This is a genomic window from Spinactinospora alkalitolerans, assembly GCF_013408795.1.
Taxonomy (GTDB): domain Bacteria; phylum Actinomycetota; class Actinomycetes; order Streptosporangiales; family Streptosporangiaceae; genus Spinactinospora; species Spinactinospora alkalitolerans.
The window spans coordinates 4,471,022-4,496,356 of record NZ_JACCCC010000001.1 but is presented as its reverse complement, the minus strand read 5'-3'; the positions used below and the strand labels follow the sequence as shown (position 1 = coordinate 4,496,356).

General features: G+C 72.4%; 20 protein-coding genes and 1 riboswitch. Of the genes, 13 read left to right on the top strand and 7 right to left on the bottom strand.

The window, feature by feature from the left end; all coding sequences use genetic code 11:
• Positions 1-2: 2 nt before the first annotated feature.
• A complete protein-coding gene (locus HDA32_RS19925) occupies positions 3-1,109 on the bottom strand; it encodes a thiamine pyrophosphate-dependent enzyme (RefSeq protein ID WP_179644658.1) in 1,107 nt (368 codons plus the stop codon).
• A gap of 133 nt (positions 1,110-1,242) precedes the next feature.
• On the opposite strand from HDA32_RS19925, the gene HDA32_RS19920 reads away from it, so the two are divergent.
• The 4 genes from HDA32_RS19920 to HDA32_RS19905 all read left to right on the top strand — a co-directional run bounded on the left by HDA32_RS19920 (position 1,243) and on the right by HDA32_RS19905 (position 6,014).
• Positions 1,243-1,692 carry an Lrp/AsnC family transcriptional regulator gene (locus HDA32_RS19920; protein ID WP_179644657.1) on the top strand — a complete coding sequence of 150 codons (450 nt, stop codon included), beginning with the start codon at positions 1,243-1,245 and terminating at the stop codon, positions 1,690-1,692.
• 136 nt (positions 1,693-1,828) lie between these two features.
• Positions 1,829-3,604, top strand: coding sequence for an ABC-ATPase domain-containing protein (locus HDA32_RS19915; protein WP_179644656.1), 1,776 nt, complete (start codon positions 1,829-1,831; stop codon positions 3,602-3,604).
• Positions 3,605-3,948: 344 nt separating this feature from the next.
• On the top strand, positions 3,949-4,881 hold the full coding sequence (locus HDA32_RS19910) for a proteasome assembly chaperone family protein (RefSeq protein WP_179644655.1): 933 nt from the start codon (positions 3,949-3,951) through the stop codon (positions 4,879-4,881).
• A gap of 8 nt (positions 4,882-4,889) precedes the next feature.
• Entirely contained in the window at positions 4,890-6,014 is a 1,125-nt protein-coding gene (locus HDA32_RS19905) for a quinone-dependent dihydroorotate dehydrogenase (protein ID WP_179644654.1), read from the top strand.
• Positions 6,015-6,212: 198 nt separating this feature from the next.
• Here HDA32_RS19905 and HDA32_RS19900 read toward each other — a convergent pair whose 3' ends face one another.
• Positions 6,213-6,821, bottom strand: a complete 609-nt coding sequence (locus HDA32_RS19900; protein ID WP_179644653.1) for a DUF6461 domain-containing protein — start codon at positions 6,819-6,821, stop codon at positions 6,213-6,215.
• A 302-nt stretch (positions 6,822-7,123) separates the two neighbouring features.
• A complete protein-coding gene (locus HDA32_RS19895) occupies positions 7,124-8,602 on the bottom strand; it encodes a polysaccharide deacetylase family protein (protein WP_179644652.1) in 1,479 nt (492 codons plus the stop codon).
• Between the two features lie 519 nt (positions 8,603-9,121).
• A riboswitch (cobalamin riboswitch) is annotated at positions 9,122-9,349 on the top strand.
• 179 nt (positions 9,350-9,528) lie between these two features.
• Here HDA32_RS19895 and metE point away from each other — a divergent pair.
• The 5 genes from metE to HDA32_RS19870 all read left to right on the top strand — a co-directional run bounded on the left by metE (position 9,529) and on the right by HDA32_RS19870 (position 15,868).
• Entirely contained in the window at positions 9,529-11,829 is a 2,301-nt protein-coding gene (gene metE / locus HDA32_RS19890) for a 5-methyltetrahydropteroyltriglutamate--homocysteine S-methyltransferase (protein WP_179644651.1), read from the top strand.
• Positions 11,830-11,964: 135 nt separating this feature from the next.
• Complete coding sequence (locus HDA32_RS19885; RefSeq protein ID WP_179644650.1) at positions 11,965-12,462, top strand: methylated-DNA--[protein]-cysteine S-methyltransferase; 498 nt, start codon at positions 11,965-11,967, stop codon at positions 12,460-12,462.
• Positions 12,463-12,757: 295 nt separating this feature from the next.
• Positions 12,758-14,023: an ABC transporter substrate-binding protein gene (locus tag HDA32_RS19880; RefSeq protein ID WP_179644649.1), complete on the top strand. Its 1,266-nt coding sequence runs from the start codon at positions 12,758-12,760 to the stop codon at positions 14,021-14,023.
• Positions 14,024-14,105: 82 nt separating this feature from the next.
• Positions 14,106-14,999, top strand: a complete 894-nt coding sequence (locus tag HDA32_RS19875) for a carbohydrate ABC transporter permease (protein ID WP_179644648.1) — start codon at positions 14,106-14,108, stop codon at positions 14,997-14,999.
• Positions 14,999-15,868 carry a carbohydrate ABC transporter permease gene (locus tag HDA32_RS19870; RefSeq protein ID WP_179644647.1) on the top strand — a complete coding sequence of 290 codons (870 nt, stop codon included), beginning with the start codon at positions 14,999-15,001 and terminating at the stop codon, positions 15,866-15,868. The genes HDA32_RS19875 and HDA32_RS19870 overlap by 1 nt, the downstream gene beginning before the upstream one ends.
• Here HDA32_RS19870 and HDA32_RS19865 read toward each other — a convergent pair.
• The 3 genes from HDA32_RS19865 to HDA32_RS19855 all read right to left on the bottom strand — a co-directional run bounded on the left by HDA32_RS19865 (position 15,858) and on the right by HDA32_RS19855 (position 19,365).
• Positions 15,858-16,886 carry a carbohydrate kinase family protein gene (locus tag HDA32_RS19865; RefSeq protein ID WP_179644646.1) on the bottom strand — a complete coding sequence of 343 codons (1,029 nt, stop codon included), beginning with the start codon at positions 16,884-16,886 and terminating at the stop codon, positions 15,858-15,860. The two genes, HDA32_RS19870 and HDA32_RS19865, sit on opposite strands and share 11 nt — an antisense overlap.
• 39 nt (positions 16,887-16,925) lie before the next feature.
• Positions 16,926-17,987, bottom strand: a complete 1,062-nt coding sequence (locus tag HDA32_RS19860) for a LacI family DNA-binding transcriptional regulator (RefSeq protein WP_376766973.1) — start codon at positions 17,985-17,987, stop codon at positions 16,926-16,928.
• A 232-nt stretch (positions 17,988-18,219) separates the two neighbouring features.
• Positions 18,220-19,365 carry a hypothetical protein gene (locus HDA32_RS19855; RefSeq protein ID WP_246335363.1) on the bottom strand — a complete coding sequence of 382 codons (1,146 nt, stop codon included), beginning with the start codon at positions 19,363-19,365 and terminating at the stop codon, positions 18,220-18,222.
• A 591-nt stretch (positions 19,366-19,956) separates the two neighbouring features.
• Here HDA32_RS19855 and HDA32_RS19850 point away from each other — a divergent pair.
• Positions 19,957-20,112: a hypothetical protein gene (locus HDA32_RS19850; RefSeq protein ID WP_179644645.1), complete on the top strand. Its 156-nt coding sequence runs from the start codon at positions 19,957-19,959 to the stop codon at positions 20,110-20,112.
• A 217-nt stretch (positions 20,113-20,329) separates the two neighbouring features.
• On the opposite strand, the gene HDA32_RS19845 is transcribed toward HDA32_RS19850, so the two are convergent.
• Positions 20,330-21,385: a coiled-coil domain-containing protein gene (locus HDA32_RS19845; protein WP_179644644.1), complete on the bottom strand. Its 1,056-nt coding sequence runs from the start codon at positions 21,383-21,385 to the stop codon at positions 20,330-20,332.
• Positions 21,386-21,891: 506 nt separating this feature from the next.
• Between HDA32_RS19845 and HDA32_RS19840 the strand changes: the two genes are divergently transcribed.
• The 3 genes from HDA32_RS19840 to HDA32_RS19830 all read left to right on the top strand — a co-directional run bounded on the left by HDA32_RS19840 (position 21,892) and on the right by HDA32_RS19830 (position 25,246).
• The gene (locus tag HDA32_RS19840) at positions 21,892-23,118 is read left to right on the top strand and encodes a multidrug effflux MFS transporter (protein ID WP_179644643.1); all 1,227 of its coding nucleotides are present in this window, start codon (positions 21,892-21,894) and stop codon (positions 23,116-23,118) included.
• A gap of 494 nt (positions 23,119-23,612) precedes the next feature.
• Complete coding sequence (locus HDA32_RS19835; protein WP_179646814.1) at positions 23,613-24,566, top strand: methionine ABC transporter ATP-binding protein; 954 nt, start codon at positions 23,613-23,615, stop codon at positions 24,564-24,566.
• Positions 24,566-25,246, top strand: a complete 681-nt coding sequence (locus HDA32_RS19830; RefSeq protein WP_179644642.1) for a methionine ABC transporter permease — start codon at positions 24,566-24,568, stop codon at positions 25,244-25,246. The genes HDA32_RS19835 and HDA32_RS19830 overlap by 1 nt, the downstream gene beginning before the upstream one ends.
• Positions 25,247-25,335 lie beyond the last annotated feature (89 nt).

Here is a 25,335-nt window from a genome sequence, read left to right as displayed (position 1 = left end):
GGCTACGCCTCCCGCAGTTCGTCGTGCAGCGCCTGACGCTGTTCGGCCAGCGACGCCGGGAGTGTGGCGAAGACGTGGGCGAACAGGTCGTCGGGGTCGAGCGCGTCCTCGCCGGACAGCCGCTCGCGTACGTCGGAGGCCAGCCGCTCGGCCTCGGCGCCGATCCGGTCCATCTCGGCGTCGTCGAGCCGGCCCTCGGCGCGCAGCAGCGCCTCCAGGCGGGTGACGGGGTCGCGCTCCTTCCAGTGCGCGACCTCGGAGTCGTCGCGGTAGCGCTGCGGGGCGTCGGCGTTGGTGTGCGGGTCGAGCCGGTAGGTCTGCGCCTCGATGATGGCGGGCCCGCCGCCGGCGCGCGCCTCGGCCAGCGCGTGGGAGACGACGGCGTGCACGGCCGCGGCGTCGTTGCCGTCGACGTGGTGGCCGCGCATGCCGTAGCCGATGGCCTTGTGCGCCAGCGTGGGGGCCTTCGACTGCTTGTGGACGGGGACGCTGATGGCCCAGCGGTTGTTCTGGATCAGGAAGACCACCGGGGTGTTCCAGACGGCGGCGAAGTTGTAGGCCTCGTGGGCGTCGCCCTCGCTGGTGGCGCCGTCGCCCATGAGGACGAGCGCCGCGACGTCCTCGCCCTTGCGCCGGGCGGCGTAGGTGAGGCCGACGGCGTGGGAGGCGTTGGTGGCCAGCGGGGTGCACTGCGGCGCGCAGCGGTACCGGTTGGAGTCGTAGCCGCTGTGCCAGTTGCCGCGCAGCAGGGTGAGCACCTGGACCGGGTCGACGCCGCGGCTGACCAGCGCGACGCTGTCGCGGTAGGTGGGAAACAGCCAGTCGTGCTCCGCCAGAGCCAGCGCGCCCCCGACCTGGCAGGCCTCTTGGCCGTAGGAGGAGGGATAGACCGCGAGCCGCCCCTGGCGGGTGAGCGCGCCGGCCTGGCGGTCGAAGCGCCGACCGATGACCATGCCCCGCAGCAGCGACAGCAGCGTGCCGCCGTCGGGGACGGGGAAGGCCGGGTCGCTGACGCGGTGACCGTGCCGGTCCACGAGGCGTATCGGCTCCGTGGACGGGAGTGTCGGCGGAGCCGACGCGGACCGGTCGTCGATGCGGATGCGCTTCATGTCTTGAATATGAGCAGAATCACCCCATAGTGTCCATGTCTCGGGGGCAAGCGTGGACAGATGGCTCGTATCGCGGTGCTGAGACGCAGTTCGTCCGAGATGTCCAGCATTTGGACGCTGTGAGGTGAGACACATGGCCGTCGATCTTGACCCGGTGGACCGGCGCATCATCGACCTGCTGCGGGCCGACGGCCGGATGTCGATCCGCGCCGTCGCCGACCGCGCCCACATCTCCCGCGCCAACGCCTACGCCCGCCTGGACCGGCTCCGCAGCGAGGGCGTGATCACGGGGTTCACCGCCGTGGTCGACCCGGAGAAGTGCGGCACGGGCCTGGCTGCCTACGTCTCGGTGCGCATCGAGCAGCATTCCTGGGAACGCTTCCGCGACTACCTGCGCGACATCCCCGAGGTCGATCACGCGGCCCTGGTCTCGGGCGATGTGGACCTCCTCCTGCTGGTCCGCGTGGCCGACGCCGCGGCCCTGCGCACCTTCGTCCTGGAGCGGCTGCAGCGGATCCCCGAGGTGCGCTCCACCCAGACGATGTTCATCCTCGACGAGCCCCACCTGCGCGGCCCGCAGTGATCCCGCGGCGCCTCCCCGCACCGGCCCGGGCCCGCCCGGGCCGCGTGAAACGACCGCTCGCGGCGGTGCGGCACGTAGCATCCGGGGCAGGGGGAAAACCGGACCCGGAGCCCGAGGAAGCGAGGAGGACGCACCCATGCCCGCACGCCACGGCGGCAGGGAACACCGGTACGGGGGACGCCCGGACCGGGGACCGCGGCGCGAGCAGCCCGAGATCCGCGGTCGGCGCGACGACCGGCGGCTCGCGGAGGAACTGCGGCGCATGGACGGCGCGTCCTACGGACGCTACAAGTCGCTGTCGGGGGAGTGGGACTTCGGCGACTTCACGCTGACGGTCGAGCGGGTGCAGGCCGACCCCTTCGCCCCGCCCTCGCGGATCGGGGTGCGGATCCCGGCCGACGTCGCCGGGCTGCCCGGCGACGCCTGGCGCTCACCGGTGCGCCGCCGCGCGACGGCCGACCACCTCGTCCGCCGCGCCCACCGGGTGCTCAAGGGCGCGCGGCTGCGCATCGACGCCGGCGGACAGGAGGTCCTGGACCGCGCGGCCTGCCAGATCCACGAGGGCGAGGTGCGGCTGCGCCTGGGGATCGAGCTGCCCGGGCACGGCCGGCGCATCGACGCCCGTACCGCCGAGCGGGAGCTGTGCGAGCGGCTGCCGGACGCGGTCGACGCCCTGATGTGGGACGCGCTGGACACCGAGGCCGCGACGGCGTTCGCCGACACCGTCGAGGACGCGGTCGCGCTGCGTGAGCAACTGCCCGACCTCGGTCTCGTGGCCTTCGTGGCCGACGGGTCGGTGCTGCCCCGCCGCAGCGGCGTCAGCGATCTGCCGATGACCGGTGCCGCCGTGCCGTTCGCCTCGCCCGAAAGCCTCCGGGTCACCGTGAAGCTGCCGCATCGGGGCGAGGTCAGCGGGCTGGGCGTCCCCGAGGGCATCACGCTGATCGTCGGCGGCGGCTTCCACGGCAAGTCCACGCTGCTGCACGCGCTGGAGCGCGGGGTCTACGACCACGTGCCCGGCGACGGCAGGGAGTGCGTCGTCACCCGCGCCGACGCGGTGAAGATCCGCGCGGAGGAGGGACGGCGGGTCGAGCGCACCGACGTCGGCGCGTTCGTGCGCAACCTGCCCACCGGCGCCGACACCGGCGACTTCTCCACCGAGAACGCGTCGGGCTCCACCTCGCAGGCGGCCAACATCGCCGAGGCGCTGGAGGCCGGATCGGCCGCGCTCCTGGTCGACGAGGACACCACGGCCACCAACCTGATGATCCGCGACGCGCGCATGCAGGCGCTGGTGCACGGCGACCGCGAACCGCTGACACCGTTCGTGGACCTGGTCCGCCCGCTGCACCGCGAGCATGCGGTGTCGACGGTGCTGGTGATGGGCGGCAGTGGCGACTACTTCGACGTCGCCGACCACGTCATCATGCTCGACGGCTACCGGCCCTACGACGTCACCGAGCGAGCGCGCGCGCTCGCCGCCGACCGGATCGACGCCGACTTCGGCGTTCCGGCGCAGCGGGTCGTCGACCCCCGCTCGGTCGACGCCACCGCGCGCGGCCGCGCCAGGATCAAGCGCAGGGACATGGACGTGCTGACGTTCGGGGAGAGCGACATCGACGTCCGCAACCTCGCCCAACTGGTGGACCCGAGCCAGGTCATCGGCGTCGGCCTGGCCCTGCGCACCCTCGCCGAGGAGGGCCTGCTCGACGGGCGGCGCACCCTGGCCGAGTCGCTCGACGAACTCGACGCCCGCCTCGGCTCGGCCGGCGTCACCGCGCTGGGCCGCGGATACGCGGGCGACTACGCCCTGCCCCGCCGGTACGAGATCGCGGCGTCGCTCAACCGCCTGCGCACCCTGCGCGTGCGCGAGTTGCGCCGGAGCCAGTGTGCCGAGTCGTTGTTTCGGTGAATCGTGTTGTGCCGGGGGAGGGCTGGGACTGTCTCCAGGTCCTGCCGAGCCCGTGCGGGCCTGGTGGGGCTGTTGTCAGCGCGCCGGCGCTGACGGCAGCCTTCCCGGGTCATGCGGTGGCGAACGGGAGGGCTGCGGCCACAGCCTTCCAACTCCCATCAGCGATCTGGGGCTCTTCCGCCGGGCACCGGGGAAGGGCGGGTATGTCCGTCCGGGTCGCTATCCTGAAAAGTGATCCGGTGGGTGGTGTGCCGCGCCGCAGGTCCGGACGGCGCAGACCCTCTCCCGTCCGACGGCACGCGCCCCTCCCCGAACGCGCGGTGTGAGAATGGAGACCTGTCCAGGTGCGAGATCCCGCTGATCTCTACGAGCTTCGTCCCGACCCTCCCGAGCTCGCCGAACCGGTCCTGCTGATCGGTCTCGACGGGTTCGTGGACGCCGGCGCGGCCGGCCGCCAGGCGGTGGGGGACCTCTTCGAGAGCTTCGAGGCCCGCGAGGTCGCGGCCTTCGACATCGACGCGCTCCTGGACTACCGCTCCCGTCGGCCGGTCATGACGTTCGTCGAGAACGCCTGGACCGACTACACCGACCCCAAACTCGCGCTCTACCTGCTGCACGACGCGGAGGGCACTCCGTTCCTGCTGCTCAACGGCTTGGAGCCGGACCGGGAGTGGGAGGCGTTCGCCGCGGCGGTGCGCCAGCTCATCGACCGCTTCTCGGTGGGTCTCACGGTCGGCTTCCACGGCGTCCCCATGGCGGTGCCGCACACCCGGCCGGTCACCGTCACCGCGCACGCCACCCGCCCCGACCTCGTCGCCGCGCACACGCCGTGGATCGACCGCGTCCAGGTGCCGGGCAGCGCGGCCTCGCTGCTGGAGTACCGGCTGGGCCAGGCCGGGCACGACTTCATCGGCTACGCCGTGCACGTGCCGAGCTACCTCGCCCAGTCGGAGTACCCGCGGGCGGCGATCGCCGTGCTGGAGTACGTCTCGGGGGCCACCGGGCTGGCGCTGCCCACCGACCGGCTCGCCGAGGAGGCGGAGGGCACCGACACCGAGATCGAACAGCAGGTGGCGGCCTCCGAGGAGGTCCAGCGCGTGGTGCACAACCTGGAGCAGCAGTACGACGACTTCATCTCGTCGCGGGAGGCCGGCGACGGCCTCGCCGACACCGAATCGCTGCTGACCGGGGACGAGTCGGCGCTGCCCACCGCCGACGAGCTCGGCGCGGAACTCGAACGCTACCTCGCCGAACGCGACCGCGGCACAGAAGGATAACGACGCACGTGCTCTACCAGCTGCTCTTCCATGCCGTCCTGCGGCGCACCGACCCCGAGCGGATCCACCGCCTGAGCTTCGCCGCGCTGCGCGGCGTCAGCGCGGTGCCCGGCGCGGCCGGGGCGATGCGCGCGGTGCTCGGCCCGCGCGAACCGGAGCTGCGGACCACCGCGCTCGGCCGCGAGTTCGGCGGTCCGCTGGGCCTGGCCGCGGGCTTCGACAAGAACGCCGAAGGGGCCGCGGGGCTCGCCGCGCTCGGCTTCAGCCACGTCGAGATCGGCACCGTCACCGCCCGGCCCCAGCCGGGCAACCCGAAGCCGAGGCTGTTCCGGCTGCCGCCCGACCGCGCCATCGTCAACCGGATGGGGTTCAACAACGACGGCTCGGCCGCGGTGGCGGAGCGGCTGCGCGAACAGCGGGCGCGGCACCGGCGCCGGCTCATCATCGGCGCCAACATCGGCAAGACCAAGGTCGTGCCGGAGTCGGAGGCCGTGCAGGACTACGTCACCAGTGCCCGCCGCTTCGCCGACGTCGCCGACTACATCGCGGTGAACGTCAGTTCGCCCAACACGCCGGGGCTGCGCGACCTGCAGGCGGTGCAGCACCTGCGCCCGCTGCTCGCGGCCGTGCGCCGGACGCTGGACGAGGCCGGGCGTCCGGAGCTGCCGCTCCTGGTGAAGATCGCCCCGGACCTCGCCGACACCGACGTCGACGCGGTCGCCGACCTCGCACTCGAACTGGGGCTGCACGGCATCATCGCCACCAACACCACGGTCTCGCGCGCCGGGCTGGCCACGGGGCCGGAGCAGGTCGAGGCGGCCGGGGCCGGCGGCCTGTCGGGGGCGCCGCTGAAGCGCCGCTCGCTGGAGGTCCTCAAGCGGCTGCGCGCCCGTGTGGGCGACCGTCTGCTGCTGATCGCCGTGGGCGGCGTCGAGACCCCGCAGGACGCCTGGGAGCGGATCCGCGCCGGCGCCACCCTGGTCCAGGGCTACACCGGCCTCGTCTACGGCGGGCCGCTCTGGCCGCGCCGCATCCACAAGGGCCTGGCCCGGCTGGTGCGCGAGGCGGGCTACGCCACGATCGCCGAGGCCGTGGGGACCGACACCGACGCCGCGGTCCCCAAAGGGGCCTGAAGCCCCTCCGGGGACAGCGGGGTTGGAGCGTTGACGGGAGTGGGGGCTGTGGTCGCAGTCCTTTCGTTCACCACCGCATGACGTGGGAAGGCTGCCGCCGGCGCGTCGCCGGACGCTGCGCGCCTGACGACAGCCTCACCAGGCCCGCAGAACCACGGCAGGGCCTGGAGACAGTCCCCGCCCTCTCCCATCAGCGGTCTAGTGCGCCGCCAGGGGGCGGGCGCTGTCGAGTTCGGCGCCCAGCAGCGGGCCGGCCAGGTGCTCGGGGCGCATCCGGACGCCGGTCACCCGTTCGGCCAGCGCCAGCGTCGCGGCCCCCGGGTCGGGTCCGCCGGGGCCGGGGGTCAGCCCCACCGCCGCCATCTCCTCCAGCAGCGCGTCGGGCCGGACACCGCGGCGCCGGTCCGGTCGGCGCGCGTCGAAGAACGTCTGCAGCACGCCGTCGATCACCCAGCGGAACTCGTAGCGGTGCTCCATCACCACGCGCACCGACACCAGTTCGGTCCCGGCGGACAGCGCGCGGTACAGCTCCGGACGGGTGGCCCTGCACCCGGTGGGCTCCACGATCACCGACCAGCCGTTCACGCGCAGCGCGTGCGCCGTCATCGGGGGCGCCTCCTCGGCGCACAGGCACGCCTCCAGCGCCTCGGCGATGGGCAGCGAGCGCAGCCTGCGTTCGCTGACGCCGAGCCGCCGCAGCGCCTCGGTCCTGGTCAATCCGCGCACATAGGACAGACAGTATGCCTCGGCGAGGTCCGGCTGGCTCTCCTGCAGCCAGGCGTAGTCGCGGGCAAACGCAGCGGACATCAGCCCGTCCCTTCCGAACTCTTGGGGGTGGTGCCGTGGGCGTCGTTGTCCACTTGGGCGCTGGCGCTCACTCGTCGGGTTCCCGCTGACAGGACGGATAAGCGGGCCGATTCAGGACACCGTGGGATGATTTGGATTGCTCGGATGCGGGTACCGGAGTCGACGCCCGGTCGGGCCGTCACGGGCCGACCGCCCGGCCGATCTCGCTCGCGGCTCTCGCTCACGGCGTCCCACCCTATGCGCGACCAGGGACATTTTCGTACAGGGACCCGCTGGGCCCTTGCTCACGAGGGATCCGGAGACTACTCGGCGGGCTCCTCGGGGTGGCCGTCCATGTAGGACTCGCCCGGATCGGTGTCCCCCAGCAACTGGGAGACGGTCACCATGGTGTAACCCTTCTTCTCCAGCTTCTCCAGGATCGTGGGGACCGCGTCGATCGTCGTGTCGTGGATGTCGTGCATGAGCACGATCGACCCCGGCCGGATGTCCCGCACCGCGCGCTTGGCGACGATGCCGGAGTCGCGGTCCTTCCAGTCGTTGGTGTCGATGCTCCAGATGATCTCGGCGAGCCCCTGCTCCTCCGACACCTGGGAGACGGTGTCGTCGGTCGAGCCGTAGGGCGGGCGCATGAGGCCGACCCGATGGCCGGTCTCGCGCCGGATGAGCGCGTTGACGGTGCTCAGCTCGTCGCCGACCTCACCGGCCGAGAGCGTGGCCAGGTCCGGGTGGTTCACGGTGTGGTTGCCGACCTCGTGGCCCTCGGCGTACTCGCGGCGCAGGGTCTCGGGGTGCTCCCTGACGGGTCCGCCGGTGACGAAGAAGGTGGCCCTGGCATCGTGCTCGGCGAGCGCGTCGAGCAGCTCGGGGGTGCGTTCGCCCGGGCCGTCGTCGAAGGTGAGCGCGACGCACTTGGACTCGGGGTCGGCGCAGTCGACGTCCTCCGCGCCCACCGGCATGACACCGGGGGCCGCGCCCTGCTCGGCGCCGTCCTTGGGCGCCGAGGGCGGCTCGGGGATCTCGAAGTCGGGCGTGACGACGGTGGCCGCCGCCCGCGCGCGCTCGCCGAAGTCCGACAGCAGCGGATCGGCCTCCTCGCTGTCCACCACGGCGAAGACCCGCCCGGCGCCGGCATCGGCGACCTGGCCCTCGTCGAACTCCACCACGAGGTCGCCGTCGGGGTTGAAGCCCATCGAGTCGTAGGTGCGCGCGATCGGCTGGATCGCGGAGAGGTCGACGCCCTCCTCGTCCTTCAACCGCTCCTTCACCAGGCCGTCGAGCTCCTGGAGCTCCTCCTGCCCCGCGAGGAGCTCGGTGGAGAGGGCCGGGTGCTCGTTCGCGGCGTCGTACCAGTACGTGGAGTACCCGGTGCGCGGCCCCTCGGAGTCCTCCTCGTCCTGGGTGAGGCGCACGCCCACGACGTCGTCGCCGGCCGCGGTCAGGCCCCAGGAGATCGAGAGGTTCTTCGCCCCGGGGTTGGCCGCCTTGAAGTCGTCGGCCTCCCGGGCGGTGACCGCCCCCAGACGCTCGTTCAGCGGGTCGGCGTTGGGGACGGTGGGGTAGGCGATGTCGATCGCGACGCCGCCGTCCTCGGAGGACCTCTCCTCGCCGAGGCCGACCACGTGCTCGGGGTCGACGGCCGTGAGCTCCTCGGGCGCGCCGGTCGCCTTGGGGCGCTCCTCGGACCCGCCGCCCGAGGTCTGCTCGGCGTTCCCCTCCTCCGAGCACGCGCCGACCAACAGGACGGCCGCGACCGCGATGGCGGCGGCACCGAAGGCGCGCACGGCGCCGCGACCGCCGCGGACCCGGAGGGCGGCGCTGCCGGTGCTGTTCCTGATGCTGCTTGCCGCGGTGCTTCCGCAGGAGGACGGGTGGGGCTCGGGAGGGTTCTTCAAGGGGACGGCAGTCTTTCGCGTTCGTCAGATCATGAGGGGGCGACCCGTGTTTCGCGGGAGGGGAGCGGGGGGTCCGGCTCCGACCGGTCGGCACAGGTTCGCGGTGGTGTCGATCCGGCCCATCGAACGAGGGTATGACTTCGGCGGGGTGGGCAGGTACGCCCATACCGGTGACAGCACGCGCGGGGCCGGCCCATCAGCCGTTTTTCCGGCGCGGGTGACGAACACCCCAGGCTGCTGTGACGTGGGCCTTCTCCACCGCAGGAGGGGCCGGGTCTCCCGCTGCGCCGCACCGCCGCCGGATCATCGGGGCGCACGACCACATCCGGACAATCGCCGCCGGCCGGCATCGAGGCGCCGCGCCCGCGGACCCCCGGTGCCGGCCGGTGCCTGCGGAAGGGCTCGGCCTATACTGCCGATCGCGGTTGGTTCACGTGGGAGCCGCGGCCCCCACGTGTCGCAAGAGGGAACCCGGTGCGAATCCGGGACTGCCCCGCAGCGGTGAGCGGGAACGACAGCCGTCACGAGCACTGGGCGCCGAACGCGCCCGGGAAGCGACGGCCGGTAGGAGGCGCGGCGAAACGCCGCCGCGCCGCGCCCGCGAGTCCGAAGACCTGCCACCGCCCGCGGACGCAGCGCGCGCCCGCGGTGGTCCGCGGCCCCGAGGGAGGGCCGGGTGACGGCGGGTGCGGCGCGTCCCACGCCCTGCCCGCGCGCCCGCCCCCTCCTCGGCGGCCGGACCTCATGGCTGCTCGACGAGGGGAAGAAAAGCTGATGAGAACCCGTGCCCGCACTTCAGCGGGGGGCGGTGCCCGATGACGACGACCGTTCTGGGCTACCCCCGCATCGGGGCCGACCGAGAGCTCAAGCGCGCCACCGAGTCCTTCTGGGCCGGCGGCATCGACGCGCCGGCCCTGGACGCGGTCGGCGCCCGGCTGCGCCGCACCGTCTGGGAGGCGCTGCGCGACGCCGGGATCGCGCACATCCCGTCCAACACGTTCTCCTACTACGACCACGTCCTGGACACCGCCGTCCTGTTCGACGCGGTCCCACCGAGATTCGCCGGGGTCGCCGCCGGGCGCGACGGCCGCGAGGCCGAACTGGCGCGCTACTTCGCCATGGCCCGGGGCGCCGACGACGTCCCGCCGCTGGAGATGACGAAGTGGTTCGACACCAACTACCACTACCTGGTGCCCGAGCTCTCGCCGGCCACCCGGCCGCGCCTGGCCGGGCGCAAACCGCTCTCGGAGTACTGCCAGGCGCGAGGGCTGGGCATGGAGACCAGGCCGGTGCTGGTCGGCCCGCTCACCTTCCTGCTGCTGGCCAAGCCGGCCGCTGACGCACCGCCGGGGTGGCGGCCCCTGGAGCTCCTGGACGACCTGCTCGCCTGCTACGCCGCCCTGCTCGACGAGCTCGGCGCCGCCGGAGCGGGCTGGGTCCAGCTCGACGAGCCGATCCTGGCCACCGATGCGGGGCGGGCCGCACTGCCCGAACTGGAACGCGCCTACGCCCGGCTCGGCCGCGTCGCCGGACGGCCCCGACTGCTGGTGCAGACCTACTTCGGCTCCATCGGCCCCGACGCCGTCGCCGCGCTCAAGCGCACCGCCGTCGAGGCGATCGGGCTGGACCTGGTCACCGCGCCCGACTCCCTGCGCGACCTCGCCGCCGTCTCCGGCCTGGGTGAGCGGACCCTGGTGGCTGGCGTGGTCGACGGCCGCAACGTCTGGCGCACCGACGTCCCCGCCGCGCTGTCCACGCTGACCTCCCTGCTGGGCCTGGCCGGCGAGGTCGTGGTGAGCACGAGCTGCTCGCTGCTGCACGTGCCGATCGACCTCGACGCGGAGACCGGTCTGGACCCCGCTCTGCGGGAGCGGCTGGCCTTCGCCCGGCAGAAGGCCGATGAGGTGGTGCTGCTCGGGCGCAGGCTCGCGGGCGGGGAGCAGGCGCCCGGCGCCGGAGCGGGGTGGACGCGCGCCGCCGCACCGGTTCCCGCGTCCTTCGTCGACCAGCGGGTGCGCGCCCGTCTGGACGCCTTGGGGGACGCGGCCGAGCGCGTCGACCACGAGCAGCGGTCCGCGGCCCGCGCCGGGTCGGCGGCCTCGGCCGCGCCGCCGCTGCTGCCGACCACCACGATCGGCTCCTTCCCGCAGACCGACGAGGTCAGGGCCGCGCGCGCCGCCCACCGCGCGGGCGGCATCGACCGGACCGAGTACGAGCGGCGCATGCGCGCCGAGATCGACCGGGTGATCGCGCTGCAGGAGGACATCGGCCTGGACGTCCTGGTCCACGGCGAGCCCGAGCGCAACGACATGGTGCAGTACTTCGCCGAGCAGTTGGCGGGTTACGCGAGCACCCGGCACGGGTGGGTGCAGTCCTACGGCTCGCGCTGCGTCCGCCCGCCGATCCTGTTCGGCGACGTCTCCCGGCCCGAACCGATGACCGTGGAGTGGACCACCTACGCGCAGTCCCGCACCGCCAGGCCGGTCAAGGGCATGCTCACCGGGCCGGTCACCATGCTGGCGTGGTCCTTCGTCCGCGACGACCAGCCGCCGGCCGAGACGGCCCGGCAGGTCGCGCTGGCGCTGCGCGACGAGGTCGCCGACCTCGAGCGCGCGGGCATCCGGCACATCCAGGTCGACGAGGCGGCGCTGCGCGAGTCGCTGCCGCTGCGGGAGGAGGACCGCGCCGACTACCTGACCTGGGCCGTCGGCGCGTTCCGGCTGGCCACCTCCGGCGTCGGCACGACCACCTGGATCCACTCGCACATGTGCTACTCGGAGTTCGGCCGAATCGTCGGCGCGATCGACGCGCTCGACGCCGACGTCACCAGCGTCGAGGCGGCCCGGTCGCACATGGAGCTGGTCGAAGACCTCGCCGCCGCCGGGTACCGCAGGGGGATCGGTCCGGGCGTCTACGACATCCACTCGCCGCGGGTGCCCTCGGTGGCGGAGATCGAGGCGTCGCTGCGCGCCGCCCTGCGGGCGGTGCGGTCGGACCGGCTGTGGGTCAACCCCGACTGCGGCCTGAAGACGCGCGGCTACGCCGAGGTGGAACCGGCGCTGCGCAACATGGTCGAGGCGGCCCGCCGGGTCCGCGCCGACCTCGCGGCCGACTAGCCTCGCCGCGCCGTCGGTCGGGTCCGGCCCGGATCCGGCCGACGGCGGGCGCCCCCGTGCGCGGGGCCGGTTCTGTCACACCGGCCTGGTTTACTGGGGCGGTCGGTGCGCGGTGGACACGGGGGAGAGTGCGCGATGATCAAGGCCCTGGTCATGGAGACGCCCATCGGCGCACTCAGCCTCCTGGAGCGCCAGGGGTGCTGCGTGGGCGCCGGCTTCCACGCCGATCCCGCCCGGCTGCACCGCGACCTGCACCCCTCGCTGCGCGAGCCGCTGACGGAGGTGACCGACCTCGGCGCGATCGGCGCGGCGGTGCGCCGCTACTTCGAGGGTGAGATCGACGCCTTCGACGACATCCCCGTCCACCAGCCGTCCACGCCGACGAGGGAGCGGTTGTGGGCGGTCATGCGCGAGGTGCGGGCCGGCGGCACCGTCAGCTACGGCGGCCTGGCCACGGCGGCCGGACTGCCGGCCTCGGCCGCGCGCGTCGCCGGGGGCGCCTGCGCCGGCAACCTGGTGGCGCCCATCGTGCCCTGCCACCGCGTGGTGGCCGCCGGCGGATCGCTGCACCACTACGGCTACGGGCTGCCCCGCAAGGAGTGGCTGCTGCGGCACGAGGGCAGCATCCTCTAGCTCTCCTCTTCGGACTTCTTTCGATCCCGGCCCCTTCGCCCCGTTTTTTCGGTGGCCGCCCGGATCGCCCCAGGTCATCGGGGACGCCTTCTGGTATGCCGAGACGTTATCCGCGCACGCCTTGACAGAAACTGTTCGGAGATGACTGGATATGTCCATTGACAACGTTGTCATGACCTGTGTCACGTCAGGTTGCCGTATCCCGTGACACCCGGTGGACCCGCAGGTCATGGCCGCATGCGGAGAACGGCGTAGTCGTGCCGCGCGAAGGCGCGGCCGCCGGAAGGGAACTGCTATGCGAGCACGCTGGAAGGTGGCCGGAGCGGCCGCCCTCACCGGTGTCCTGGCCGCCACCGGCTGCGGGGGCGGAGGCGGTGACGGCGGCGGCAACACCCAGGTCGAGGTCTTCTCCTGGTGGACCGGAGGCGGCGAGGAGGCCGGCCTCAACGCGCTGATCGAGAAGTTCCAGGAGGACAACCCCGACATCGAGTTCGTCAACGCCGCCGTGGCCGGCGGCTCCGGCACCAACGCCCAGGCCGTCCTGGAGGGGCGGCTGCAGAGCCAGGACCCGCCGGACTCCTTCCAGGGCCACGCGGGCGCCGAGCTGCAGGACTACATCGAGGCCGGCTACCTCCAGCCGCTGGACGACTTCTACGACGAGCACGGGCTGCGCGAGGCCTACCCCGAGCAGCTCATCGACCAGATCAGCTACGACGGCAGCATCTACTCGGTGCCGGTCAACGTGCACCGCTCCAACGTGCTCTGGTACAACCCCTCCGTCCTGGATGAGGCCGGCGTCGACGGCGCCCCGGAGACGCTGGACGAGTTCATCGACGACCTCCGGACGATCGAGGAGGAGACCGACGTCATCCCGCTGGCCGTCGGCGCGCAGTGGACCGTCGACCACCTGCTGGAGAGCGTCCTGCTCGGGGAACTGGGCGTCGAGGCCTACAACGCGCTGTGGGAGCCGGGCGCCGACTGGAGCACCCCCGAGGTCCAGACCGCGCTGGAGAGGTTCGACGAGATCCTGCAGTACTCCCAGGAGGAGTCGGCCTCGGAGGACTGGCAGGAGGCCAGCAAGCGGGTCGTCGACGGCGAGGCCGCGTTCAACATCATGGGCGACTGGGCCGCCGGCTACTTCGTCAACGACCTGGGCATGACCGAGGGCGAGGACTTCGCCTGGGCGCCCTCGCCCGGCACCGACGGCGCCTACATGTGGCTCTCCGACAGCTTCACGCTGCCGGAGGGCGCGCCCAACCAGGAGGCGGCCCTGACGTGGCTGGAGCTGGTCTCCAGCCAGGAGGGCCAGGACATCTTCAACCCGCTCAAGGGCTCCATCCCTGCGCGCACCGACGGCGACCCGGCCCGGTACGCCGACAGCCAGTACCTCACCGAGGCCATGGAGCAGTGGAAGAGCGACGAGCTCGCCGGCTCCTTCTGGCACGGCGTGACGGTGAACAACCGCTGGAAGTCCGACATCGACACCGCGCTCGGCCTCTACCTGCAGGACGGCGACCTCGACACGCTGCAGGGCGCGCTCGACAGCGCGGCCCAGGCGTAAACAGCGGCCCGGTCCCCGGGCGGTCCCGCCGGAAGCGGCGGGGCCGCCCGGGGCGGTGCGGCGCAACGAGAAGGGGGTGGCCGTGCGGCGCGCACGCACCTGGCTGCCGGGGCTGCTGCTGGTGTCCCCGTCGATCATCCTGATCGGGGTCTTCGTCTACGGGATGATCGGTTGGAACTTCCAGCTCGCCCTGAGTGACAAGCACAAACCGATCCAGGACGGCGCCTTCGTCGGCCTGGCCAACTTCATCGACCTGTGGAGCGAGCCGCGCTGGACCAACGCGGTCGGCAACGCGATCGTCTTCACGGTCGTCTTCGTCGGCGGCGCCCTCGTCCTGGGCTGGCTGCTCGGCCTGCTCCTGGACAAGGGCATCAAGGGCGAGGCCGCGCTGCGGACGATCTACCTGGCGCCCATGGCGGTCTCCTTCATCGCCACCGGCCTGGTGTGGCGCTGGCTGATGAACCCGGCACCGGCCGAGCGCGCCACCGGCCTGAACGCGCTGTTCGCCAACCTCGGCCTGGACTCCCTGGTCAACGACTGGTGGACCAGTCCGGACTTCGGCATGGCCGCGATGGGCCTCCCGGCGATCTGGCAGCTGTCCGGCTACATCATGGCGCTGTTCCTCGCGGGTTTCCGCGGGGTCCCCGAGGACCTGCGGGAGGCCGCCAGGGTCGACGGCTGCTCGGAGTGGCAGGTCTACTGGAAGGTCGTCATCCCGCAGTTGCGGCCGGTGCTGCTGTCGGCGGTGATCATCCTCGGCCACATGTCGCTCAAGGTCTTCGACCTCATCATCGCCGTCGCGGGCAAGCAGATCATCACCGACGTCCCCGCGATCTTCATGTTCGACATGGTGTTCGAGGTGCGCGACCCCGCCAAGGGCGCCACGATCGCCTCCTACATGCTCTTGGCGGTCGCCGCGGTCGTCATCCCGTATCTGATCTGGACGATCCGCAAGGAACGGAGCGAGGGCAGGTAATGGCGACCAGGACATCCGTCCCCGGGCCGGCGCCGCGCGCGGTCGCCGCCGGCCGCTACGCCCAGGCGGTCAGGTTCACCGTGCTGCTCGTCATCGCGGTGGTCTTCCTGCTGCCGATGTACATGCTGCTGGTGACCGGCTTCAAGCCGTTCTCCGAGGCGACGGCCGACCAGGCGTGGCTGCTGCCGCAGACCTGGACGGTGGACAACTGGATCACCGTCTGGGGTGAGCTCTCGCCCGCGCTGTGGAACAGCGTGCGGGTGGTGGTGCCCAGCTCGATCATCTCCGCCGTGCTGGGCTCCCTGAACGGCTACGTGCTGGCGAAGTGGCGCTTCCCCTACGCCGACCTGGTGTTCACGCTGTTCCTGTTCGGGATGTTCATCCCCTACCAGGCGGTGATGATCCCGCTGCAGCAGATGCTGGTGTCGGCGAACCTGATGGGCGGGGTGTTCCCGCTGGTCCTCGCGCACGTCGTCTACGGCATCCCGATCTGCACGCTGATCTTCCGCAACTTCTACGCGGCCATCCCCGACGGCATCGTCGAGGCCGGCCGCGTCGACGGGGCCGGCATCCTGCGGACCTACGCCTGGATCATCCTGCCGGTCTCGGCCCCCGCGTTCGCGGTGACGCTGATCTGGCAGTTCACCTCGGCGTGGAACGACTTCCTGTTCGCGGTGTTCCTCACCGGACCGAGCAGCTGGCCGGTCACGGTGCAGCTCAACAACATCGCCGGCTCCGGCTCGGCCGCCGTCCCCTACAACGAGCAGATGGCCGGAGCGCTGCTGGCGTCGCTGCCGACGCTGGTGATCTACCTGCTGCTCGGCCGCTACTTCATGCGGGGCCTCATGGCCGGCGCGCTCAAGGGGTAGCACCGCGACCGGGGAACTCCAGCGGCGCCGGCTCCAGCTCACCGGGGTCGGCGCCCACGCGGCGGCAGGCGTGCGCGGCCACGCGCTGGGCGTGGCCGACGCAGACGGCGAGCTCGTCGGGCGTCAGCGCGGCCAGCCGGGCCCGGCCCGCCGCCCCCAGCGCGCCGGCCTGGCCCAGCGCGTCCAGCAGCCCGGCGTTGAAGGCGTCCCCCGCGCCCACGGTGTCCACGATCTCGATGGGCTCGGGCGTGAGGTACATCGGCGCCGCAGCGCCGCGCCCGATGACGAGGGTCCCGGCGGCGCCGCGGGTGACGGCGACGACGGCCGGTCCGAGCGCGAGCCAGGAGCGGGCGGCCTCCTCCAGGAAGGGGTCGGCGCCGACCGGGGCCGCCGCGCCGTCGGCCTCGGGGGCGTCCTGCGGCCGCGGCGGGCGGTTCTCGGAGTACAGCCAGTACACGTCATCGTCGCTGGCCTTCACCACGTCGGCCAGTGCGATCTGGCGCTCCACCCTGGCGCGCTCGGCCGCGCGCTCCCCGGCCAGCGCCGGGCGGATGTTGGGGTCGTAGCCGACGACGACGCGCTCGCGCTGCCGGGCGACCCACTCCTCCAGCACGTCCGCGCCGGGGGCCATGGCCAGCGCCAGGGAGCCCACGTGCAGCGCCGTGACGTCCGCGCCGATCGGGTCGGGCAGCTCCGCGGGATCCCACTGCCAGTCGGCGGTGCCGCGGACGTAGAAGTCGTACTCGGCGTGGCCGTACCCGTCCAGGTTGGCGATGGCCAGCGTGCTCGCCTCCTGCGCCGCCACCAGGTCGCGGGTGTCGACGCCGCGCGAGCCGACGTAGGAGCGCAGTTGCCGGCCGAAGCGGTCGGAACCGATCCGGGCCAGCAGCGACACCGGCACGCCGAGCCGGGCCAGCGCCACGGCGGTGTTGGCCGGGGCTCCACCGGGTGCCGAGCGGTAGGTGCCGCTCTCGGCGCTGATGAGGTCGATCAGTGCTTCGCCGACGACGGTGATCAACGGGCGTCCTTTCCAGGGGGCGTGCACGGGCGCACACCATCATGCACGGTCGCGGGGCTCTCCCGGCAGCCCGGCCGGTCGTCGTTCACCGGAGCCGCGCGCGATGAGGCGGGTCGCCAGCTCCAGCCGCCGGGCGGGGGAGCGGTCGCCGGCCAGCCGCTGGAACAGCAGCCGCGCGGCGGCCCGCCCCATGCCCACGGGGTCCTGGGCGACGACGGTGACCGGAGGCGTCATCAGGTCGGCGAGCTCGAAGTCGTCGAACCCGACCAGGGCCGGACGCTCCTCCCGGCGTGCCAGGATCCGCAGCGTCTCGACGGTCGTGCGGTTGTTTCCGGTGAACAGGGCGGTCGGCGGGTCCGGCAGCGCCATGAGCGCGGCCAGCGCGGCACCGAGCGCGTCCGGACTCGGCGGGCCCATCGCGACGAGCGCGTCGTCGCGGGGCAGGCCGGCCGCCGCGAGCGCCTCGCGGTAGCCGAGCAGCCGTTCGCCGGCGGTGTAGATGCCGGGGGAGTCGCCGAGGAAGCCGATCCGGCGGTGGCCCCGCTCGACCAGGTGCCCGACGGCGCCGCGCGCGCCGCCCCGGCTGTCGGCGAGCACGGTGTCGGCCGCCAGCCCGATCGGCGGCCGGTCCACGAACACGACGGCCATCCCCGCGGCGAGTTCGGGCTCCAGGTAGTCGTGGCGCGAACCGGGGGCCGGCACGATGACGAGCCCCTGGACCCGGCGCGCGCACAGGGCCAGACCGAGGTCGCGCTCGTAGTCGGGGTCCTCGTCGGAGGCTCCGGTCAGGGCCAGCATGCCGTGCTCCTGGGCCACCGTCTGCACGGCGCCGACCAACTGGGCGTAGAACGGGTCGGTGGTGTCCTCCAGGATCAGCCCGATGGAGGCCACATGGCCGTTGCGCAGCCCGCGCGCCGCGTCGTCCCTGCGGTAGCCGAGCCGGGCGATGACCTCGCGCACCCGGTCCACCGTCGCCTCGGAGACGCCGGATTCGCCGTTGACCACGCGCGAGACGGTCTTGAGCCCGACCCCCGCCTCATGGGCGACGTCCTTCATGGTCGGCCGCTGGGCGGCGCCGAGCCGAGGCCGCTTCGTTTCCACGCCGGATGCCCCCCGTCGGCTCTGTCCCCGTCCCTCACTGCGCGGATCGCGCGGCGAACGCGTCGGGCCGGATCCCGGCCCCAATCGTGAGTATGACCGGCGGAAGCGCGATTGACAACGTTGTCAGTCACCGTGCGGAGTCGGACCGGGACACGAGAACGGGGGCGTGCGGTTCTTCTCCGCACGCCCCCGTTCGCCGAGTCCTGGACGGTCGTCCCCGCGGGGATCCGGGTCAGGCGGAGCCCACGATGTTGAGGGCCTGCTTGCCCAGGTCCGGGAGCGCGTCCTCGACCTCGGAGAACTCCTGCGGGGGCTCGGCGCCGCTCTCGAAGCCGCTGGAGTTGACGCTCCAGTCGACGGTGATGTTCATGTTGTCCTGCCGGATCAGCAGGGTCGAGACCGACGACGTCCCGACGACCTCCTGGGTGGCGAAGACCAGCGCCGACTCGTCACCGAGGTTCTGCTCCCGGTTCTCCAGGACCTCCAGCTCGAAGACGGAGCTCTCCTCGTCGGTGGCGAGGTCCAGGTTGGTCTGGTAGTCGCTCTTGGCGGCCTCGACGGAGTCGGAGCCGGAGTAGGGGACCTCGTAGCGCACGGTGAGGGAGCCGTACTCGTCGTCGGCGTTGACGGTCGACCACGTGCACGAGGCCGAGGAGTCGGTGATGCTCTTGCTGCCGTCGGTGGCCTCGAACTCGGCGAGCTTCTCGTCGGTGAACGCCGAGCAGGGGTCCTCGGGCAGCGCGTAGGGGGGCTCGCCGCTCGCGGAGTCGGTGCCCTGGTCCTCTTCCTCCTCCGGCGGGGCATCGGCCTCCTGCTCCTGGCCGCCACCGCCGCCGGCGCTGCCGCCCCCACCGGTGTCGGCGGTGTCGGAGCCGGAGTTGTTGACCACCAGCATCACCAGGACCGCGATCACCAGTACGACGATGACGGCGCCGCCGGCGATGACGATCCACATGCCGGCGCTGCTCTTGCGGGGGGCCGGGTAGCCGGGCATGTCACCGGGGCCGCCCGGACCCCCGGGACCGCCCGGTCCTCCGGGGCCGTAGGGAGGCTGGCCGCCCTGGAACATCTGCTGGTCCTGGGGCTGCTGGAACTGCGGTCCGCCCGGGCCCTGCGGGCCGGGGCCGTAGGGGCCCTGCTGCTGGTACTGCGGCTGGCCGGCGTTGGGGTCGCCGTAGGGAGCCTGGTTGGGGTCGCCGTAGGGGGCCTGGTACGGACCGCTCGGGTACTGCGGCTGGCCGGCGTTGGGGTCGCCCGGACCGGGCTGACCGGGACCGGACTGGCCGTAGGCGCCTCCGTACGGCCCCGGCTGTCCTCCAGAGTTGCCCTCGCCACCGGGGTACTGCGGTGGCTGTGTGTAGGGTCCGTTGTCGCTCATGACTCCCCTCGCGCCAGCTGCGTTCTAATCAGTGCTCGGACGCGCGTCGGCGCGTTCACGGTTCCATCCGAATGACTTGCCCCCGCCCGCACCCCCTGTTCGTCCGCTCGCGGGGCATCGGGTGGGATGCGCCGGAGTGATCCGGTTCCCGGTTGCCGCGGTCGTGGCGAAAGCGGATGGTGGGCAGGGCCCCCGGCGCTACGCTCGATGGAGGGCCGCGCCGGTGTCGGCCGGTGGCGGTTCTCATCAAAGGAACGCGAGATCTGAAATCCTAGCTGTACGGCGCGCGCCTTCGGCAGGCGCTCCGGGGCGAAAAATGATGGATCGTCACCTTTCCGTGGCGAGAACGTGCCATGGGAACACGGCCCTGCCCTGCGGATACCCGGGCGAAGAAGGTGAAGAGCGCCCTCCGGCGGCGTTCCAGGGGGTGGCGGGGCCGCGCGCGGTCCCTCGCACCGGCGGCCCGGGATCGTTGCGGGATCGAAACCGCCTCCCCGGCGTTCCCGGGCCGCGGACGCCCGCAGAGCCTAGAGTTGACCCCGACGCCCGTCGAGGGCGTCCCCGACGCACGCGCGACACGAAGGAACGGCCATGTCGTCTTCGCCCGAACCCCGGCCGTCGGCCCAGCCTCCCAAGCGCGGCCCTCTCGCCTGGCTGGTCTTCCTCGCCGCGATCGCCGCCGTGCTCGCGGTCGCGGCCGGGTGCATGACCATGATGTACGCGCCGATCTTCACCGGCGGCTCGTAGGGGACCGGGCGGGCGCGCGCACCTCGACCCCAGGGGGTTTTGAAGGCCCGCCCCAGGAGGGACGGCGCGCGGCCGCGCGAGAGGATCGCCCGGTCACCGCGGATTCCTCCTGGGGCTGGTGTCAACGACCCCCAGTGGCCGAGGTTGAAACCCGAGTTGACCTTATGGGCCCTGAAAACGCTGCGATAACCCCGACAAGGTCGGGATCGGCGCAGAACTAGAACATCGAGATGTGCACGTGGTCGAAGTGGTTCTCGGTGATGCTGCCCCGGTCGGCCATGTCGCGCCAGCCTTCGCCACCGCGGCGGATGTCCCAGATCTGCTGCCGGTAGATGATGTACATGATCCCCAGGCGCTCGGCGTTGTCCTGGGCCCAGTCGGCGATCGCCTGGCCGTGCTCGATCTGCTCCTGTGACGGCATCTGGCCGTTCTTGTCCACCATGAAGTCGCACGCCCGGCCCTTGGGATGCTCGCCGACGACCCAGCCGCCGACGGCCCGGTAGCACCCGACGCCGCCGTTGGCCGTGTTCTCGCCGAACTCCTCGATGATGATCTCCTTCATCTGCCGGGTCCGGGGCGTGAGGTTGTCGGGGCCGCCCATCTCCTGGACCGGGTAGTCGGCGATCATCGCCTGGACCTCCTCGCGCTGCGCCTCCAGCGCGTCCAGGTCCTCCTGCACCTGGTCGACCTTCTCCTGGGCGTTGTCCTGGGCCTTCTCGTCGCGCTTGATGGCCTGCTGGAGCTGATCGATCCGGTCCTGGTTGGCGTTGGAGAGGTGGTCCACCAGCACCGCGCGGTCGATGATGTCCTGCGGGTCCTCCTCCACGAACAGGGTCAGCGCGGGTTCCAGGCCGCCGGTCTGGTAGCTGGCCACCGCCAGTTGCTGGACCTGCTCGCGGGCGGCGTCGACCTCTTCCCGGGTCTTGTCCGCGCGCTCCTCCGCCTTCTCGGCGTCGGCGATGACGCCCTCCATGTCGCGCAGCTCGCCGTTGTAGTCCTCGCTCAGCGCGTCGGCCCTCTCCAGGAGGGAGTCCAGGCTCTCGGTCGGCGCCATCGGGCTCGCCGTGCTCGCGGGGGCGGGGAGGCCGATGAGGGAGACCAGCAGGGCCGCGGCGAGCGCGGCGGCCCGCCGGCCGCGCGGCGCCCTCGGCGCGGACGGGCCGAACACGGCCGCGGCGGCGCCGCGCCAGGTCCAGGACGGCGGATCGGGCGCCCAGAAGTCGGCGTAGCGGTCACGACCGTCGCCGGTCGAACGATCGGGCTCCACTCTCACTAGCTCCTCAATCGGCGCGGGGACCCCAGTGGCGGGCGGGGCCTTCCGAAGGATCTGCTCGTCGCTCGAACCGCTCGTGCGCGGTGGCCTCCACCGGGGTGCGGGCGCGTTCCGGGAGGCGCGGTGCCCCGTGCCGATGGTCGCACTTCGAGCGCTTGGTCCGGCTTCACCGCCGATCCGCGTCGGTCGGGCAGTGGGCCGCAGGCCGTGCCGGCTGGGGGACCGGTGCTGCCGGGTTGAGTCTAGATGGCCTGGCAAACAGACGGGGACAGCCGACATGGCCTGCATCACAATGGTGTCGGACCGAGTGCCCTCACGTGGGCGGACCGCTCATCCTCCGCGCCCCCGAGGGGGCGAGACCATCTCGTGACCCCGACGCGGGAACAATCCGGTCCGTACCCGCGCTGCGCTCTGGTGGACCTGGTCAGGACCGAGCCGGACAGGACAGCGGGGTAAAACATGGGATCTTCGGATCGTTCGATGCGCGGGGTGCGCGGGGCCTTCCGTTGACCGCCGGGGGCGCGGCCGCGCGCCGGTCCGGTGCGATCCTGGTCGTCGGCCTGGGGGCGCTCACCGCGGTCGGACCGCTCTCGATCGACATGTACCTCCCGGCCTTTCCCGAGCTCAGCCGGGACCTGGCGACGGGGGCCCCGCAGGTGCAGCTCACGCTGACCGCGTGCCTGGTGGGGCTGGCGCTGGGGCAGCTCGTCATCGGCCCCCTCAGCGACTCGGTCGGCCGGCGGCGGCCGCTGCTCATCGGCACGGCCTGCTACTCGGTCATCTCCCTGCTGTGCGCGTTCGCCCCGGCCGTCGAGGCGCTGACCGGCCTGCGCTTCCTCCAGGGCGTGGCGGGCGCGGCCGGCATGGTGATCGCGCGGGCGATGGTGCGCGACATCTACTCCGGTCCCGCGGCGACCCGGCTGTTCTCCCGCCTCATGCTCATCATCGGCCTGGCCCCGATCCTCGCGCCGGTCTTCGGCGGCCAGCTCATGCTGGTCACCTCGTGGCGCGGCATCTTCGTCACGCTGGCGGTCCTCGGCGTGCTGCTCTTCGCGCTGGCCTGGGTCGTGCTGAAGGAGTCGCTGCCGCCGGAGAAGCGGCGCGGCGACGGTCCGCTCGCGGTCGTCGGCGTCTTCGCCCGGCTGCTGCGCGACCCCGTCTTCCTGGCGTTGATGCTCACCCAGGCGCTGGCCTCGGTCGGCCTGTTCGGCTACGTCTCGGGCTTCTCCTTCGTCGCCCAGAACGTCTACGGCGTGTCGGCGCAGGCGTTCAGCCTGCTGTTCGGGCTCAACGGCCTGGGCATGGTGGTGTTCAGTCAGGTCAACGGTTTCCTGGCGGGCAGGGTCAGCGAGCGCTCGGTGCTCACGGTGGTGCTGTCCGTCGCCGCGGCGTCGGGGGTGGGCCTGCTGCTGGTGACCGTCGCGGGACTGCCGTTCGCCTTCACGTGCGCGCTGCTGTTCGTGATCATGTGCAGCCTGAGCTTCACGATGCCCAACACGACGTCACTGGCGCTGGGGCGCTACCCGCTCAACGCCGGCAGCGCCTCCGCGCTGCTGGGAACGGTGCAGTTCCTGATCGGCGCGACGGCCTCCCCGCTGGTGGGACTGGCCGGCGAGGACAGTGCCATGGGGATGGCCCTCGTCGTCATGGCCGGCCTGGTGGGGGCCTTCCTCGCCAACCTGTGGAGTAGGAGGGCGTCGGGGCCCGGGGCCGCCGAGCGCACGCGGGACTGATGCGCCGGCGGCGTCGGCTGAGAGAGAGGTCGGCCACATTTTCCTACTGGTAAAGTGTGGTTTGTGGCGAGGGTTACCCCGCCTCCCCGTGATTCCCCGCGCCCGGCCGAAATGGGCGCACGTCGGAAATGGTTGTGCAGGAACGTGAACGGCGATCGGTTGAGCAGCGTGGACCCGCGCACCGCGGCGGGGTCCGGCCGAATGCCCGCGTCCCCCCGCCGGTCCTGTCGCCGGCCCGCGAGCCGCTGCCGTCCGACGCGCCGCTGAGCCGCGCGGCCCGAGCCGCGCAGCGGGTCAGAAGAGGGGCCGCCGCGAGAGCGCGGGCCCGTCGTAGGCCCGCGCTCTGCAGGCGGCCCACGCCGATTCATAAAACCGTCCGTAGTAGGGACGGGCCGCACTCTCGCCACGACCCCCGTGGTGACTCCGGCGGCCACGGCCCCACGGGTTCTCACGAGGAACCCCGCAACCCTTCGAGGAAGCCAGTGATAGACGCTGTGGGCCTGCGCAAGGTCTACCGGTTGAAGGACCGTGAGGTGCACGCGCTCGACGGTGTCGACCTGCATGTCCGGCAGGGCGAGATCTACGGCGTCGTGGGCCAGAGCGGCGCGGGCAAGAGCACGCTGCTGCGCTGCGTGAACCTGCTGGAGCGCCCGACCGGGGGCACCGTCGCGGTGGACGGCGCCGAGCTCACCTCGCTGAGCGGCGCGCGGCTGCGCGCGGCCCGGCGCGGGATCGGGATGGTGCACCAGCACTTCGCGCTGCTGTCGTCGCGCACCGTCGCGGCCAACGTGGCGTTCCCGCTGGAGATCGCCGGAGCGTCGAGGGGCGAGCGCAGGCGCCGCGTCGGCGAGCTGCTGGAGCTGGTCGGTCTGGCCGACAAGGCCAAGGCCTACCCGGCGCAGTTGTCGGGCGGGCAGAAGCAGCGGGTCGGCATCGCCCGCGCGCTGGCCTCCCGCCCCAAGGTGCTGCTGTCGGACGAGGCCACCTCGGCGCTCGACCCGCAGACCACCGAGTCCATCCTGGAACTGCTGCGCGACCTCAACCGCGAGCTGGACCTGACCATCCTGCTGATCACGCACGAGATGGACGTGATCAAGCGGATCTGCGACTCCGCGGCCATCATGGAATCCGGCGTCCTGCAGGAGTCCGGAGCCGTCCTGGACCTGCTCGCCCGGCCCGGGTCGCTGCTGGCGCGCTCACTGTTCCCGCTGCCGGCCACCGAAGCGCCCGACGTCGTCGCGCTCACCTACACCCGGCAGTTCGACGAACCGCTGATGTCGCAGCTCACCCGCAAGTTCGACGTCGACGTCAACGTCCTCGGCGGCGCGGTGGAGACCGTCTCGCGCAGCTCCGTGGGACGGCTGAACGTGCAGATCCAGGGCGCCAACCGGGACGCGGCCCTCGACTATCTCGTGGACAAGGGCCTGCTGGTGGAGGTGCCGGCCTGATGGTGTGGACGGACGAACTCGCCCAGCGCTGGCCCGAGATGTGGCCGGTGCTGTGGATCGGCACCCTGGACACCCTCTACATGGTGCTGTGGGCCACCATGTTCACCGTCCTGTTCGGCCTGCCGCTGGGCGTGCTGCTGGTCTCCACCGATCGGGGCGGCCTCACCCCCGCCCCCGCGGTCAGGGCCGTGCTGGGCGCGATCGTCAACATCGGCCGGTCCCTGCCCTTCATCGTGCTCATGGTGGCCGTGCTGTCGCTGACCCGGCTGCTCACCGGCACCACGCTCGGCCCGACGGCGGCCATCGTGCCGCTCAGCATCGGCGCCATCCCGTTCTTCGCCCGGCTGGTCGAGACCTCGCTGCGCGAGGTGGACCGGGGCGTCATCGAGGCGTCGCACGCCATGGGCGCCCGCAAGCTGACCATCGTCGGCAAGGTGCTGCTTCCCGAGGCCCTGCCCGGCCTGATCGCCGGCCTGGTGATGACGGTCGTCGCGCTCATCTCCTACTCCGCCATGGCCGGCGCGATCGGCGGGGGCGGACTGGGCGACATCGCGATCCGCTACGGCTACCAGCGCTTCGACGACTACTACCTGTGGGCGACCGTCGTCTTCCTGGTCGTGGTGGTCCAGGCCGTGCAGAGCCTCGGCGACGTCCTCGTGCGCAGGATGTCGCACCGCTGACCTCCCCCGTTTCCTCCAGTCCCTCCCGCGGCCGGACCCTTCGGACCGGCCCCTTTTCGACCCGGCAGTCCACGAGAACACGGAAAGCT